This is a genomic window from Pontibacter sp. HSC-14F20 (assembly GCF_019599265.1).
GTDB lineage: Bacteria > Bacteroidota > Bacteroidia > Cytophagales > Hymenobacteraceae > Pontibacter.
Genome location: NZ_JAHZTC010000001.1, coordinates 507299 through 522203, shown reverse-complemented (window position 1 = coordinate 522203; position 14905 = coordinate 507299). Strand labels below are relative to the sequence as shown.

The 14905-nt window shown below is 49.0% G+C and carries 14 protein-coding genes; 7 read left to right on the top strand and 7 right to left on the bottom strand.

What is annotated here, in order from left to right; translation table 11 throughout:
- Positions 1 to 154: 154 nt before the first annotated feature.
- From K3G39_RS02355 to K3G39_RS02345, 3 genes are all read left to right on the top strand, one after another.
- Positions 155 to 1957, top strand: a complete 1803-nt coding sequence (locus K3G39_RS02355; RefSeq protein ID WP_220624540.1) for an LTA synthase family protein — start codon at positions 155 to 157, stop codon at positions 1955 to 1957.
- Positions 1958 to 2095: 138 nt separating this feature from the next.
- Positions 2096 to 3415 carry a tRNA (N(6)-L-threonylcarbamoyladenosine(37)-C(2))-methylthiotransferase MtaB gene (gene mtaB / locus K3G39_RS02350; RefSeq protein ID WP_220624539.1) on the top strand — a complete coding sequence of 440 codons (1320 nt, stop codon included), beginning with the start codon at positions 2096 to 2098 and terminating at the stop codon, positions 3413 to 3415.
- Positions 3416 to 3488: 73 nt separating this feature from the next.
- Complete coding sequence (locus K3G39_RS02345) at positions 3489 to 4127, top strand: OmpH family outer membrane protein (protein ID WP_370627175.1); 639 nt, start codon at positions 3489 to 3491, stop codon at positions 4125 to 4127.
- On the opposite strand, the gene K3G39_RS02340 is transcribed toward K3G39_RS02345, so the two are convergent.
- From K3G39_RS02340 to K3G39_RS02330, 4 genes are all read right to left on the bottom strand, one after another.
- Positions 4111 to 5136, bottom strand: a complete 1026-nt coding sequence (locus K3G39_RS02340) for a transposase (RefSeq protein ID WP_370627178.1) — start codon at positions 5134 to 5136, stop codon at positions 4111 to 4113. The two genes, K3G39_RS02345 and K3G39_RS02340, sit on opposite strands and share 17 nt — an antisense overlap.
- 135 nt (positions 5137 to 5271) lie before the next feature.
- Positions 5272 to 5424, bottom strand: a complete 153-nt coding sequence (locus K3G39_RS20705; RefSeq protein WP_255593788.1) for a hypothetical protein — start codon at positions 5422 to 5424, stop codon at positions 5272 to 5274.
- A 145-nt stretch (positions 5425 to 5569) separates the two neighbouring features.
- Positions 5570 to 5956 carry a DUF6678 family protein gene (locus tag K3G39_RS02335; protein WP_220624538.1) on the bottom strand — a complete coding sequence of 129 codons (387 nt, stop codon included), beginning with the start codon at positions 5954 to 5956 and terminating at the stop codon, positions 5570 to 5572.
- 3 nt (positions 5957 to 5959) lie between these two features.
- Positions 5960 to 7204 carry an ABC transporter permease gene (locus tag K3G39_RS02330; RefSeq protein ID WP_220624537.1) on the bottom strand — a complete coding sequence of 415 codons (1245 nt, stop codon included), beginning with the start codon at positions 7202 to 7204 and terminating at the stop codon, positions 5960 to 5962.
- Between the two features lie 129 nt (positions 7205 to 7333).
- On the opposite strand from K3G39_RS02330, the gene K3G39_RS02325 reads away from it, so the two are divergent.
- A complete protein-coding gene (locus K3G39_RS02325; protein WP_220624536.1) occupies positions 7334 to 8602 on the top strand; it encodes an asparagine synthetase B in 1269 nt (422 codons plus the stop codon).
- 152 nt (positions 8603 to 8754) lie between these two features.
- Here K3G39_RS02325 and K3G39_RS02320 read toward each other — a convergent pair whose 3' ends face one another.
- The 3 genes from K3G39_RS02320 to lpxK all read right to left on the bottom strand — a co-directional run bounded on the left by K3G39_RS02320 (position 8755) and on the right by lpxK (position 12394).
- The gene (locus tag K3G39_RS02320) at positions 8755 to 9360 is read right to left on the bottom strand and encodes a tRNA-(ms[2]io[6]A)-hydroxylase (protein ID WP_220624535.1); all 606 of its coding nucleotides are present in this window, start codon (positions 9358 to 9360) and stop codon (positions 8755 to 8757) included.
- Between the two features lie 13 nt (positions 9361 to 9373).
- The gene (locus K3G39_RS02315; protein WP_220624534.1) at positions 9374 to 11254 is read right to left on the bottom strand and encodes a putative porin; all 1881 of its coding nucleotides are present in this window, start codon (positions 11252 to 11254) and stop codon (positions 9374 to 9376) included.
- A gap of 93 nt (positions 11255 to 11347) precedes the next feature.
- Positions 11348 to 12394, bottom strand: coding sequence for a tetraacyldisaccharide 4'-kinase (lpxK, locus tag K3G39_RS02310; protein ID WP_220624533.1), 1047 nt, complete (start codon positions 12392 to 12394; stop codon positions 11348 to 11350).
- 121 nt (positions 12395 to 12515) lie between these two features.
- Between lpxK and K3G39_RS02305 the strand changes: the two genes are divergently transcribed.
- Genes K3G39_RS02305 through K3G39_RS02295 form a run of 3 tightly spaced genes read left to right on the top strand, consistent with a single transcriptional unit; the run spans position 12516 to position 14875 of the window.
- Positions 12516 to 12974 (top strand): hypothetical protein, encoded by a 459-nt coding sequence (locus tag K3G39_RS02305; protein ID WP_220624532.1) that lies wholly within the window; start codon positions 12516 to 12518, stop codon positions 12972 to 12974.
- Between the two features lie 55 nt (positions 12975 to 13029).
- Positions 13030 to 14139 carry a Nif3-like dinuclear metal center hexameric protein gene (locus K3G39_RS02300; protein WP_220624531.1) on the top strand — a complete coding sequence of 370 codons (1110 nt, stop codon included), beginning with the start codon at positions 13030 to 13032 and terminating at the stop codon, positions 14137 to 14139.
- 4 nt (positions 14140 to 14143) lie between these two features.
- Positions 14144 to 14875 carry a zinc ribbon domain-containing protein gene (locus tag K3G39_RS02295; protein WP_220624530.1) on the top strand — a complete coding sequence of 244 codons (732 nt, stop codon included), beginning with the start codon at positions 14144 to 14146 and terminating at the stop codon, positions 14873 to 14875.
- The last annotated feature ends 30 nt before the right edge of the window (positions 14876 to 14905 follow it).

The following is a 14905-nucleotide window of genomic DNA, read 5'->3' as shown; positions in this document are numbered from 1 at the left end:
TAAAAACCATGTTTACACCTATATTCATCTTCCATTTAATATGGTTAACTGATCATCCTGAATTTTAATCGAACAGCTGGCGTTTAAGAGAGGACACTTAAGTTGTATATTTGCAGCCGTGATACGAAGCCTTTTATATCAGCCACTCTACCTTTTGTTCTGGGTACTCTACTTTATTGCATCCAGAGCTATTTTCCTGCTTTACCACGATAACCGCACACAGGAATTATCGCAGACGGACCTGGTGACCATCTTCCTAAAGGGGTTGCGCCTGGATCTTTCATTCAGTTCTTATGTAAGCGCCATACCTTTTCTGGCTATTTTAGCTACTTCTCTATTCCCCGGGCTGCGGGTGCGCAAGTTTATTCGCTACTATACCTATACTATATTGGTGTTGCTGTCGGTGTTAATGGCCGTTGACCTGGAACTCTATACCTACTGGGGCTTCCGGCTCGACTCCACTCCTATGCTATACCTGAATACGCCGGGAGAAATGGCTGCATCAGCTGCTGCGGCACCAATCCTATTCCTCAGCGTGAGTGCCCTCGCCACCAGTCTGGTCTTTGCCCTGCTGTTCCGCTATACCTTCGATTATCAGAATTACCACCTCAATTTTTCCAGATTTACTTATGCAGGTATAGCGCTTCTGTTCCTTGCCGTACTGATTCTTCCGATGCGCGGGGGCTGGCAGCAAATCCCGATTAATCAAAGTGTGGTCTATTTCTCTGAGAACCCCTACGCCAACCATGCCGGACTCAACATGCCCTGGAACCTGATGGATACCATGCTAAAGTATAACGAGGAAACGCGCAACCCTTACCAGTACATGGACCATGAGACCGCCGCCGCGAAAGTAGCTCAACTCTATGCCGCCACGGCTGACTCTTCTGAAAATATTCTTCGGGTGGAGCGGCCTAACGTGCTTTTCATCATCCTGGAAAGTTATACCGCCAAGTATGTAGCACATTTGGGTGGTGAGCCAGGTGTAACCCCTAACCTGGATAAACTAGCCGCAGAGGGCGTCAGCTTTACAAAGCTCTACTCGAGCGGCGACCGCAGCGAAAAAGGTATGGTGGCCTTGTTGAGCGGCTATCCAGTACAGACCACTACTTCCATCATCAAGAATCCCAAGAAAACTGAGAAGCTGCCGCATCTGAGTCAGGTATTTAAACAAGCAGGGTATGGCACCTCCTTTTATTATGGCGGCGAACTGGAGTTTGCCAATATCCGCTCATACCTGCAAAATGGTAAGTATGACCGGTTGATAGACAAGCATGATTTCCCTGCCGAGAGCTACAACTCCAAATGGGGTGCTCATGACCATGTATTGTTCGAGCGTGTACTCAAAGATCTTGACCAGGAACAGGAACCCTTTTTTAGCACTGTCTATACCTTGAGCAGCCACGAACCTTTTGAGATTCCTATACCTGCCAAATTTAAAGGCGACAAGATCAGCGACAAATTCAAAAACTCGGTTTACTATACCGATTGGGCACTAGGGAATTTCATTGATCAGGCGCGACAGCAATCGTGGTGGGATTCAACTTTGATCGTGCTCGTAGCGGACCACGGCCATCCGCTGCCCTATGATGATCCGAATTACCGCAGCACCAAATTCCGGATACCTTTTATACTGACCGGAGGCGCTCTAGCAACAAAAGGACGCACGATTTCGACCATCGGCAGCCAGACAGACATTGCCACTACCCTGCTTTACCAGTTAGATCTGTCTTACCAGGACTTCAAGTGGAGTCGCAACTTACTGGCTCCAAGCTCCTATCCTTTTGCATTTTATGTTTTTCGGGATGGCTTTACCTTTATTACGCCGGGCAAGGTGCTTTCCTTCGATAACGTGGCTGAAAAGCCAATTATCAAAGGCAAGGGAGTGACTGCTGAGCAGCTCAAACTAGGGAAAGCGTATATGCAGTATTCCTTCGAAGATTTTGTCAGAAAATAGGTATAGCGCCGGGTACAACAGCAGGTACAGTATAAAAAAGAATACCGGCATGCTAAAAATGCTGGCTGACAAAAGTCTGGATACAGTGGCGCCCTTTCACTTATTCAGAATTAAAATTATTATCTTTGCACCCTGATTATGAAAAAGGTAGCATTTTATACACTGGGCTGTAAGCTAAACTACTCTGAAACCAGCACCATCGGGAGGATTTTCCAGGAGCGTGGTTTTGAGAAGGTGGAGTTTACCGACAAGCCTGACATTTATGTGATCAATACCTGTTCTGTCACCGACAATGCAGATAAGAAATGTCGTAAAATCGTAAAGGAAGCACAAAAGTACTCCCCGAACGCTTTTATAACGATTGTGGGTTGCTATGCCCAGCTCAAACCGAAAGAAATCAGCGAGATACCGGGCGTAGACGCCGTGTTAGGTGCCGCTGAGAAGTTTCAGTTGGTGGACATTCTGGAGACTTTTGAAAAGAAAGCGCAGCCGCAGGTATACGCCAGCGCCATCAGCGAAGCCAACACGTTCCATAACTCTTACTCCTTCGGCGACCGCACGCGCACCTTCCTGAAGGTGCAAGACGGCTGCGACTACTCCTGCACTTTCTGCACCATTCCCCTGGCGCGCGGCAACAGCCGTTCCGATAGCATAGCCAATGTGGTACGCTCCGCCAACGAGATATCAGAGTCTGGTGTGAAGGAGATAGTGCTCACAGGCGTGAATACCGGTGACTTTGGTTTGCAGAACGGCGAACGTGTAGAGACTTTTTTCGAACTGGTTCAGGAGCTTGACAAAGTAGCAGGTATAGACCGTTTCCGGATTTCTTCCATCGAGCCCAACTTGCTGAAAGATGAAATCATTGAATTTGTGAGCCAGAGCAAGCGCTTTATGCCGCACTTCCATGTGCCGCTGCAGTCGGGCTCTAACAAGATATTGAAACTGATGCGCCGCCGCTACCTGCGCGAGCTGTATGCTGACCGTGTTGCCAGCATTAAATCCCTAATGCCACATTGCTGCATTGGCGTGGATGTGATCGTAGGATTCCCGGGCGAGACAGAAGAGGACTTCCTGGAGACCTATAACTTTATCAACGGACTTGATGTGAGCTACCTGCATGTGTTCCCCTACTCGGAGCGCGAGAACACGATGGCTCCCGATATGCCGGGCAAGGTCAGCATCAAAGACCGCAACCGGAGAGCCGACATGCTGCGCGTCCTTTCCGAAAAGAAAAAGCGTTTTTTCTACGAGCAGAATGTTGGCCGCGAGTTTACAGTGTTGTTTGAGGACGATGTGAAAGACGGCGTGATGGAAGGCTGGACAGAGAATTATGTGCGTGTAGCTGCCAAATACGACCCGGTGCTGGTGAACGAAACAAAGCAGGTACGACTGACCAGCATCAACGAACAGGGCTTAATGGAGGCCGAAGAAACATATATAGAAGTGCTTAAACATTAAAAATTCTGAATTTTTAAAAATTAGCGCTATATTTTCAGTCTGAAACAATCAATAACAGCTTAATTAACTACTTGTGAACCTATCTAGAATCGTTTTGGGAGTCGCTTTGGGCGCTCTAGTGACTGCTTGTAACACAGATCAAAAACCTCAGGCAACCGGCACTGCCACTACTTCGGCAACTGGCTCAGACACCTTAGCTACTGCTGGCATGGCTGAAATTGTGTACATCAACTCAGACTCTCTACTGAGCAAGTATGAGTATTTTAAAGACGCCCGCACACGCTTCCAGTCCAAAACTCAAAAAGCTGAAAAAGATTTTCAGTCCAAGGCAACTGCTTTTGAGAAAGAAGTGCAGAACTACCAGCGCAATGGCGGCAGCATGACTGTAGAGCAGCGTGCTTCAACCGAGCAAAAACTGGCACAGCGACAGCAGCAGCTCCAGCAGCAAAGCCAGACCACCGGCAACCAGTTGGCCACTGAAGAAGCAGAAGAAATGAAAAAGATCTACGACCGCGTAGAGGCTTACCTGCAGAAGCTGAGTCAGGAAAAAGGCTACAAAATGGTGCTGACTTACTCAAGAGGTCAAAGTGCTATCTTGTATGGCGATAACTCACTGGACATAACAGAAGAAGTACTGACTGGTTTGAACAACGAGTACGACCAGGAGAAAGAAGCAGCCAAGCCAGCCGAAGCTGCTACCAAGAAGAAATAACCAGACAACAGGTATAGCAACAGAAAAGGCGGGTTTTATACCAGGAGTGGTCGGAAAAAATTCCGACCACTTTTTTATGTTTTGAAGAGTTTGTCCAGGTCCCCCCGCACGCTGCCACGATGATGGCTATGGCCAGGTTTCTGACTTCCATGGCAAACCGGCGTTTGGCTGTTTTATAGCCGATGGCGTTGGCGTGTTTGTAGATAAGCAGCAGCATGGCCACAATCAGGGTCATGTAAAGCATCACCTGGATGCCGTTCTGGTTGAGCGAAACTAAATGGCTCAGGTGCAGCTCCTGCTTGAGGAAGCGAAAGAAGACCTCCATGTCCCACCTTTGCCGGTAAGCCCTGGCTACCTCTTCTGCGGACAGCTGCAGGGCATTGGTCAACAGCCAGTAGCGCTGCCCCGGGTCTTGCTTGCTTTCCACGATGAGCAGGCGCAAATCCTGCTCCAGCAGGCTTTCCCGGTAGTGGACATTGCCTTTCTTGTTTTGGATGCGCTCCCCGCAGTAAAGCCAGACCAGCTCATCGCTTACCAGCACCCCTTCCCCCAGATCTGTCCGCTGGTCTTCCCCAAGCAGGTTGGCCCGGAGCTCATACTTGCGCTTTTCCTTCAGCCGGCAGACAAAGGGCACCTGCTGCCCGGCAAAGGCCTCCAGGCTTTTGCCCGATTGCAGGCCCCGGTCCAGCACATACAGGTTCTGATGGCCCGCCTCCTGCCGGACATGCTGCCAGACCAGGTGGGGCAGGGCGACCGCTTCACTGTTATAGCTACGCCCGCTGAAAGCCTGGGCGCTGCAGGGCAGCACCCTATCGAAGGCCATGGTGTATTTGACTGCCTTCTTGCCGCTTGTATGCCCGATGCTGCTTTGCAGCTTGCCGGCTGTATCACTGACCAAGGTGCTGTCGACCCGGATCAACAGGTGCTTTTGCCGCTCACGCGCTGAATACAGGCGGGCATACTGCTCATAGATGCATTCATAGATCTGGCTGAAGTAGTGGGCATCTATTTGAGATAGACGCTCTGATATAGAGCTCCGTCGGACGCTTTCCCCAGCCTCCAGGTGAAAGAGCTACTTGAAGAGCGGGTCATGGAAGGTGTCTTCCAGGCTCCGCTGACTGAGCCGCTCGTTTTCCAGCATCCCCTAGAGCAGCAGGTAGAACATCTTGCGCCCATGGAGTACCTTGGCATAGCGGTCTACCCGGCTTTGAAGAGCGAGTTGCTCCAGGTATTGCTCGGGGATAGGGGCCAGCAACTGGCTCACACTCATCCGGTGGTCTTTGAATAGGCGCATCATCTTGATCAGTTAGCCTATAAAGACAACAAACAAAAGAAGCAGAGAGGTCAAGGAAGTGAAAAAATAGCCCCGAAACAAAAATGGCCGGAAGATTTCATCTTCCGACCACTCCTGGTTTTATACCCGCCTTTTTTATTTCAGTCAGTTACTGCAGTTGCTGATATCCTGTTATTCGGAACACCGCTCCTTCTGCCTTATAAGGTATGGCATACCTGTCTAGCACCTCTTGTATCAGATCAGTATAATCAGCCTGAAGCGTAGGCGATAGGAGCCCGACGCTGATTTCCCTGATAACCTTGATCTCCATCCATTCGATGTTCTTCAGGCCCGTCTGTTCCAGCTCCTCCCACCAGATTGGCGCAAAATTAACTGGCTCCACAGCGTCATGCAGGTACTTGATGCGTATCTCCGGTTCCATATGAGTCAGCTGGCACAATGTCCCGATAAGCTCGCGCCACTTCGTCTGGTTCATAACTGGCACCAGGCGTTTCTTTTCTAAAATGCGGGCTAGAACGTCAATAGACTCAACCATATATTATTCGTAGCGGAGCGATTCGATCGGGTCGAGTTTGGAAGCACGGCGCGCTGGGTAAAAGCCTGACAGCACACCCACCAGCACACAGATCGTAAGGCCAACAAACACCCAGATCCACGGCACTATAAAGCCGCCTTCTCCAATCAATGAGGCAATGCCATTGCCCATGAGTATACCCAGGAAAATACCGACTATACCTCCCAGAATACAGATCACAACTGCTTCGATCAGAAACTGCTGTTGTATTTGCTGAGCAGTTGCTCCCAGCGCTTTGCGCACACCTATCTCGCGGGTACGTTCGTTTACAGACACCATCATGATGTTCATCAGCCCGACAGAGGCACCCAGCAACGTGATAAAGCCAATGATAAAGCCGCCCATTTTCAGATAACCGGATATCTCGTTTAGGCTTTGGATAAGGGAGTCGCTTCTTCTGATCTCAAATGACTCTTCCTGGCCAAGTCTGTCCTGGCGAACATTGCGCATCACACCAGTCGCTTCACCCATCACGTATGTAAGTTCTTCGGGCCTGGAAATAGAGGTTTTAATGTTGTAAGTCAGGGTACCGTTACCTGTCAGCGGAATCTGCCGGCCTGTTTCGAGTGGAATCAGGATCATACGGTCACCACCGCTGCCGCCCATGCTGCTGCCGCGCTTCTCCAACTCTCCAACAATTTTAAAGCGGCGCCCCAAAAAGGTGATGTATTGGTTGATTGGTTCTGTTTTTGGGAAAAGCTTGTCAGATATCTCTTTTCCGATTATCGCCACATTCGAGCCGAGCTCCAGTTCATAGCTGGAAAAAGCACGGCCACGCTCGAGGTTCAGGTTCTGGCCTGCCAGGTAGAATTCGTCACCCGCAATCACGTTAATGTTCGGATTGGTCTTGTCTGTAGCACTTTTCACAACCGTTGCGCCCGATACGTTGGCCGAAAGACTCACCTGAGACTTTGTCCCCATCAGTTCCTTGTACTTAATAGCCTGATCGTACGTAATAGCCGGATATACCTTTTCTGTCCGGCTTTGGCCACCGTTTCCGCCGCTGTTAAATTTCTTCCGGATATCGAAAGAGTTGGCACCCAGGCTCGAAAAGGTCTGGTTCAGGGAGTGCTTCATACCGTCTACCGCTGTGAGTATACCTACCAGCGACATGATGCCGATAGAAATGATCAGTCCGGTGAGGACGGTGCGGAGCAAGTTACTTTTGATGGCGCGAATACTTTCCCGTATATTTTCGAGCTGGTCCATAACGTGGGTCTTATATGCGAAACGTTCCCCCCTGCGTTAAGTATAAGGAAGAACCTCAGTTTTCTAATTCACCTCCAATATCTGAAAAAAGAACCAATTTCAATACATTTGTTACCATATGTTAAGCCCATGAAGTTAAACCGCCTTATTTTTTTGTTCGCCGCATACCTGGTGTTCCCCCTTCATGCCTTCAGTTCCACGGTGCTGATACCGATGGACGACACGCAGAAAGACCACCTGAAATCGTATGGAGCAGCGTATTGGGTACTTTCCAAAAGCGTGTCGGTTGACTGGTTGCTCAATTTCAGAGGCGGTAGTTTTGCCTTTCAGCATGCACCGCAGCTTGAAAATGAGTTGGTCGTACGGGGCATCAGTTACCAGGTCATTTCGGACGCACAATACAACACCATTCTCACGCAGATTAGCGACCCGGAGGCGAACATGGATGTAATGAAACTGGAGAAAGTGCCGAAGATTGCCGTCTATACCCCAAAGTCTAAAATGCCCTGGGATGATGCCGTTACGCTGGTGCTGACGTACGCTGAGATTCCTTATGATAAGGTATACGACGAAGAAATTATACGGGGCGATTTACCAAAATACGACTGGTTACACCTTCACCACGAAGACTTTACGGGTCAGTACGGAAAGTTTTACTCTAGCTACCGCCATTACCCCTGGTACCAGGAGCAGCAGCGCGAGTCAGAGGCTTCGGCCAAATCACTCGGCTTTAACAAAGTATCGGAATTGAAAGGCGCAGTCGCTCGCACCATTCGTGACTTTTGTGCAGGAGGCGGCTTTTTATTTGCGATGTGCTCAGCCACCGACACCTACGACATTGCCCTGGCAGCCGAAGGTATAGATTTTATAGAAGCGATGTACGACGGAGATGGCGCGGATCCTAATGCCCAGAGCAAACTGGATTTTGGCAAAACCTTCGCTTTCAAAGATTTCTCGCTGGTGCGCAATCCGCTTGAGTATGAGTATTCCAACATAGACATGCAACCACAGGAACGCGGCCTGACGGAGCCAAATGATTTTTTTCAGCTCTTCACCTTTTCAGCCAAGTGGGATCCTATACCTACCATGCTCACACAAAACCACGCAAAAACCATTAAGGGATTCATGGGTCAGACCACAGCCTTTCGAAAAAATATGGTGAAGCCGGAAGTGGTGGTGATGGGTGAAAACAAGGAGGTCGGTGAGATCCGGTACATGCACGGCACTTTCGCGCGCGGCACCTGGACTTTCTATGGCGGTCATGATCCGGAAGATTACCAGCACCTGGTGGGCGAAGATCCGACCGACCTGGCCCTCCACCCCAATTCACCCGGGTATAGACTGATCCTGAACAACATTCTGTTCCCGGCGGCTAAAAAGAAGAAGCAAAAGACGTGATTTCAGTTATCAATAATCAGCAAACAGTTATCATCAATACCCAACACGCATCTGACATCATCATACTATACTAAAGTAAACTCTATAACGCGAGTGGCTGCACTGTAATCAATGCAGCCACTCGCGTTTAAAGATTATAACTGTTAACTGTCTTAGTGCATCCTGTCTGGTCGTGGCTCCAGGTTTCGGATGATCTCGGCTTCGATCTCAAGCAGTTCTTTCAGGCGGGCGTCTACCACATCGGCAGGCATATATTCTTTGGCCAGTTTTACAAAGCTCACATAGTGGCCGGCTTCCGACACCATGAGTTCGTAATAAAACTTTTGAAGGTCCTCGTCCTGTATGTTTTTCCAAAGCAATTTGAAACGCTCACAACTTCGGGCTTCAATCAGCGCATTCACCAGCAGATGGTCCATTAATTGTCTTTCACGCTGGCCTCCTTTCCGGATGTGTTTGGTCAGTTCCACTACATACTCATCCGGCCTGTTGCGACCCAGACCCCAGCCTCGTTTCCTGAGTTCTGCCATCACGCGCTCAAAGTGACTCCACTCCTCTGCTACCAGGTCCGTCATTTCTTCCACCAGACGGGTTTTATCCGGATATTTTACAATCAGGGATATACCTGAAGTCGCGGCTTTCTGTTCGCAATACGCATGGTCTACCAATATCTCTTCAATGTTCTTTTCGGCAATATTCACCCAACGCGGATCAGTCGGGAGTTGAAGGCGAAGTATGGTCTTAGTGAACTGGGAAGACATAGGTAAAAATCAATTAATCGAAAAACATCCACTTAATACCGAAAACAAAGCTCGTTTGCATACCTGGGTAGTAAGGCGTAGTAAAATAACCCGGCGCTGTGAGGTCAGAAACGATGTTTGACATTTTCAGAAACACATTCAAGCTTTTGATGTCTGCTGTGATGAACACATCAGCTATTGGATAGGGCTCTATGGTAAAGTCGTTTTGCAGATGGAATTGCTGCGTGACTGGCATGTAGGAATCAGCCGTGTAGGCGGTAGGCGTATATACCTGCACACCGAACTGCCCTATTAACGCTCTTCTGAACAAAGCTCCCTCAAAATATAGCTTGGAGTCAAACAGCCACTCCGGTATGCGGATAAAGGGAGCTTCGCTAGTGTTGGTATAGGCGATAAAGTTTTCGAAGTGAATTTTGCCGAAACGGATGTGATGCTGCAATTCGGCACCAAACACCTGCTGATTATCCTGAGTCTGAAGAGGTTCAGCGTTTTCGCCAAAGTAAATGTGGCGTTTGATATGGTTATAGTTCCCAGTTAGGCGCACATACTGACGCTCGCCTAATTTACTTGCAAAAGTAGCCTCTAATCTGTCCGTTACGGAATTGTTGAAGTCCCTGTCCCACTTAAAGTGATTACTGATCATACGCTGTTCCACCAGCGAGGGAGAACGCAGCACACGGCTGACGCGCCCCTGCAATGGCCCCAGTCTAGCCGTGGCACCAACTTTGTAGTCGTTCGTCATCTGAAACTCACCGTCGAAAGAAAGCAACGCCTGTCTGTACATCAGACGGAATTCGCCACCAACAAATAACTGGTTCAAGCTATTACTGATTTCATCATAAAACTCAGTGCTATCCTCCTTAGTCGTGCTCAAGACTCTATAATCCAACTTAGAATTACGGAATTTGGCGTAGGCTTTATAAAAAGAGATTTTGTTATTGCCAGTCACACCCGCTACGTTTTCCAATTCGCGGTAAGCGGTGCGGTCATCTGTTCGGTTAAGCGAAGAGTATGCTGTTGGGTAAAAAATAAGAGTACGTTCTTCATTTGCCTGTCTTGGAATGGCATCGTCCTGGAAAATATCTCCCTGGCTGCCCCAATCAAAGCTATGAAAAAGCTTCAGGTCCTCTCCCGCCAGTTTATACATGTGCAACAGGTGGTAGTTATTGCGTAGCTCGCGCGTGGAGGCCTGTTCCAGGTTAGTAGCCGCTTGCTCAAAAAGGAATCGGTTTGCTTCATCGGGCGCTATACCTCCAATTTCAATCTGCTCGTGGTTCAGGTGCGTAAAATTGGCAAAGAGATGGTATTTCTCGTCCTCGGAACGGTAATGGGTGAAGACTTTTACCCCCTGGCTGCTTAGGTAACCGTCGCGACGCAAATTGGAAACGCCTAGCTGGCGGTTGCCGGAAATGATCTGGTAAGCTACTCCTGCGTTCCAGCGCGGGGTGATGTTGCGGGCATGGGTGGCTTCAAAGACCTGCTCTCCTCGCTGTCCCTGGATATAATAAATATGGGAGTATGGCGAACGGGTATCGTAATAATTGATGCGGTGTGGATCATAGACGTAACGGTCGAATACGTTTTTGCCCAGGCGGGCGCCAATCTTGTTCGGCATCCTGAAAAGGATGGGCTTGGAAGCTGTTCCCACGTTGCCCAGATGCTGGTAATGTGCCGTATCCTGATACCAGAAACGCTCATTCTGCATGTTGTTGATGCTGGTATCAATGCGCTGCAAGAGGTAGCGTCCTTCCAGCACATCGTTTTCGTACAACTGCAAGGTCGTTTTAGGACTATAGAGCGCTTTCGTCGTGTCGTCGATGATCTGGGACTGCGCCTGCGCGGCACCAGCCAGACCCACCAGGAGCCATATTACTGTTAAGAGCTTACTTTTCACAAGCCAAAATTAGTGATTTTCGTGCAACCCGTATACGTGACGAGATCAAGTATAAGGTGTTTTCCTTTAAATTTTATCCCCTGTAACTAATTCCTATACCTGAAAAGAGCTGATGTGCTGCCTTATCATCGCATCGAATGCCTCTCCTTGCTGCAGGAAGTATACTTCGATCGGCACATAGAAAATTGGCAACCGACTGGTAGTATTAGCCAAAATTCCATCAGTCAGCTTCACTGCGTCTTTTCGTGTTGTAATAATACTTAGCTCTTTACCTTGCTCCCCTTCCACCAAGGCTTGCAGCTTTTCCAAATCCGCTAAAGTATAGTTGTGGTGATCCGGATACTCCAGGTGTTGTACCACTTCATAGCCGTTATCGGTTAGAAAGCGTAGCAACGGCCTGGCATTCGCTATACCTGTCAGAACCAACACATATTTCGATAGCTGCGGCGCCTTGCCTATACCTACCGGATTGCCGTAACGAAAGGCGCTGAAGAAAACCGGCGTGTCTGATCGGCTATACCGCTTTACCTGCAATGCTATATCAGTAAACTTAGCTGGAGTTAAATCAGCTGGGCATTTGGTCACAATTACGGCATCTGCACGACGGGCTCCTTGCCGGGGCTCACGCAGCAGGCCGGTTGGCAACACGTGATCTTTGTAAAACGGACGACCATAGTCCGTCAGCATCAGATTGAGCGAAGGGCTGACGGGCCGGTGCTGCATGGCGTCATCCAGAATAACAACTTCAGTAGCAGGTTGTAGATCAAGTAATTGCGCTATACCTGCCGGGCGACTCTCGCAAACTGCCACTACTGCATCCGGGAAATCACGGTGATACTGAAAGGGTTCATCTCCCAGCGTTTCAGCCGTCGCATGTTCATCGGCCAGCACAAAACCTTTACTTTTCCGTTGGTAGCCCCTGCTCAGCACTGCCGCTTTCTTGTTCCCTGCCAGGCGCAGCAGGTATTCTACGTGCGGTGTCTTGCCTGTGCCTCCCACAGTCAGGTTTCCAACTGAGATAACCGGTAGATCGAATCGCTGTGATCGCAGCCAGCCCTTGTCGTACAGCCAATTCCGCAACAGCATGATACCGCCGTAGAGGATAGAAAAAGGCCATAACAAGAAGCGCAAAACAGTCATACGGGTCAGCTATACCTTACAAAGGTATAGAAATATGCGCAAAGCCAGCATTTGTACTTGATTCGTATACCTAATAAGTTCTATATTTAATACCTGCTATATCCGACCCTATAATCTTCACATGAAAACGAACCATACCATTGCCTTTTTTTCACTCTTGCTGCTGTTAAGTGCGGCGGCCTGCACACCCTGCGCCACCATGCGCTCTGATCCACCTGCCCCTGTCTCCTTCTACCTGGTAGATGCCTCAGGCAGCAATCCATTCAATAACCCGAATGCTGGCATGCACCCTGACTCTGTTCAACTGATACTTGATGGGGAGCCCTTTAACTACCTGTTTACAGGCACTGATGAGAAGGTAAACAACCTGATATTTGAGACCTACCCTGTCATGTATACCAAGTCGAGGGTTCGCATGCTGCTGCAACTCAACAGCAAGAACACTGATACACTGGATATTTCCTATACCGTAAATCGTGGCAAGTGCTATACTGACTATACCTACTCCGCCTTTTACTTCAACGGAAAAGAACTCAAGCGTCAGCCGGAAACAGGATATCTGCAACTCCAGGTGCTTTAAATTTCCAGCCTTGACCTGATCTTCTTAATTTGGTGCTTTCAAAAGCAACTGAACGATGAAAGATAAAACCACCATTGGCGATATTATAAAGGTGCTCGAGCAGTACGCTCCTATCCCCTACCAGGAAAGTTATGACAACTCCGGCTTACAGACAGGCCACGCCAGCGATGAAGTAAATGGCGTGCTGTTGACGCTTGACTGTACCGAAGCAGTTATAGAAGAGGCTATTGCCAAAGGCTGTAACCTGGTTGTGGCGCATCATCCGGTTATTTTCAAAGGGCTCAAAAGCCTGACCGGCCGCAGCTATGTGGAGCGCACCATCATTAAGGCCATCCAAAACGACATTGCCATCTACGCCTGTCATACCAACCTGGACAGTGTACACAATGGCGTAAATGCCAAGATCTCGGAAAAGCTGAAGCTGCAGAATACCCGCGTGCTCACCTCCAAGCCGCATACCCTCATGCAACTGGCCTTTTTTGTGCCGGTTGAAAATACAGATGAAGTACTGGCTGCCATTCACAAAGCCGGTGCCGGGCAAATTGGCGAGTACAGCGACTGCAGTTTCCAGGTACAGGGCACGGGCCGCTTCCTTCCTTCAGAAAACGCAGACCCAACTATTGGCGAGTCAGGAAAGCCGGAGCAGGTGCAGGAAAACCGGGTAGAGGTGATTTTCCCGGCCTTTAAGCAGCAGCACATCATGCAGGCATTACTAGCGGAACATCCGTACGAAGAAGTGGCTCACTATCTAACCCTGCTCGAAAACGGCAACCAGGAAGTCGGTATCGGGATGATCGGGGAACTGGCTGAACCTATGCAGGAGCAGGATTTCCTGGACTACCTCAAGAAGCAGATGCAATTGCCGGGCGTTCGCTATACCCCGGTGGGTGACAGACAAATCAAGCGTGTGGCTGTCTGTGGCGGCTCGGGTAGTTTCCTTATCAAGGATGCCCTGCGACAGGGTGCAGACGCCTATGTAACGGCTGATGTGAAGTACCATGAATTCTTCGACGCAGAGGATAAGCTACTTATTGCCGACATCGGTCATTATGAAAGCGAGGTATTTACAAAGGAGATATTTTATGATACAATTTCCAAAAACTTTGCTAATTTTGCAGTCTATTTATCGGAAGTAAACACAAACCCTATCAGATACACCTATTAACTACATGGAAAGTACGGTAGCCAGCAAATTAGAAGCACTGCTAAAGCTTCAGAGTATCGATTCGCAGCTTGACGAAATCAGACGAGTAAGAGGCGATTTACCAGAAGAGGTTCAGGACCTCGAAGATGAAATTGAGGGCTATGAGGTAAGGGTTCGTAAGTTTGACGATGAAGTGGCCGGCTTGAACGACAGCATCGCCCAGCGCAAGCAGTCCATCAAAGACGCCGAAGGTCTTATCCTCAAATACGAAGACCAGCAAACAAACGTCCGCAACAACCGCGAGTACGACGCCATTACCAAAGAAATCGAACTGCAGAAACTGGAAATCCAGATTGCAGAGAAGAAAATCAAAGAAGCACACTACCAGATCGAGCAAAAGATCAACGAGATCGAAGGCACCAAAAATCGTCTGGAGGAGCGTCGCAAAGACCTTGATAACAAGAAGCACGAACTTGACCAGATTGTAGCCGAGAGCGAAGAAGAGGAAAAGAACCTGGAGAAAGAACGCGAATCTGCTGCCAATCAGATCGAAGAGCGCTTGCTGACTGCTTACAACCGTATCCGCAAAAACGTACGTAACGGTCTTGCCGTAGTACTGGTGAAGCGTGATGCCTGTGGTGGTTGCTTTAACACAGTGCCTCCTCAGCGCCAGGCTGATATTGCAGCTCAGAAAAAAGTAATCGTATGCGAGCACTGTGGCCGTGTGATGGCAGGTGTTGAGCAGCGTATCTACTAAATACGGATGTGTTGAGCGTTATGCGCTTGC

Bases quoted from the DNA above. Each gene is read 5' to 3' on its own strand.
- K3G39_RS02330 (WP_220624537.1), bottom strand. From the start codon at position 7,204: ATGGACCAGCTCGAAAATATACGGGAAAGTATTCGCGCCATCAAAAGT.
- K3G39_RS02320 (WP_220624535.1), bottom strand. From the start codon at position 9,360: ATGTCTTCCCAGTTCACTAAGACCATACTTCGCCTTCAACTCCCGACT.
- K3G39_RS02325 (WP_220624536.1), top strand. From the start codon at position 7,334: ATGAAGTTAAACCGCCTTATTTTTTTGTTCGCCGCATACCTGGTGTTC.
- K3G39_RS02335 (WP_220624538.1), bottom strand. From the start codon at position 5,956: ATGGTTGAGTCTATTGACGTTCTAGCCCGCATTTTAGAAAAGAAACGC.
- K3G39_RS02300 (WP_220624531.1), top strand. From the start codon at position 13,030: ATGAAAGATAAAACCACCATTGGCGATATTATAAAGGTGCTCGAGCAG.
- K3G39_RS20705 (WP_255593788.1), bottom strand. From the start codon at position 5,424: ATGATGCGCCTATTCAAAGACCACCGGATGAGTGTGAGCCAGTTGCTG.
- mtaB (WP_220624539.1), top strand. From the start codon at position 2,096: ATGAAAAAGGTAGCATTTTATACACTGGGCTGTAAGCTAAACTACTCT.
- K3G39_RS02305 (WP_220624532.1), top strand. From the start codon at position 12,516: ATGAAAACGAACCATACCATTGCCTTTTTTTCACTCTTGCTGCTGTTA.
- K3G39_RS02295 (WP_220624530.1), top strand. From the start codon at position 14,144: ATGGAAAGTACGGTAGCCAGCAAATTAGAAGCACTGCTAAAGCTTCAG.
- lpxK (WP_220624533.1), bottom strand. From the start codon at position 12,394: ATGACTGTTTTGCGCTTCTTGTTATGGCCTTTTTCTATCCTCTACGGC.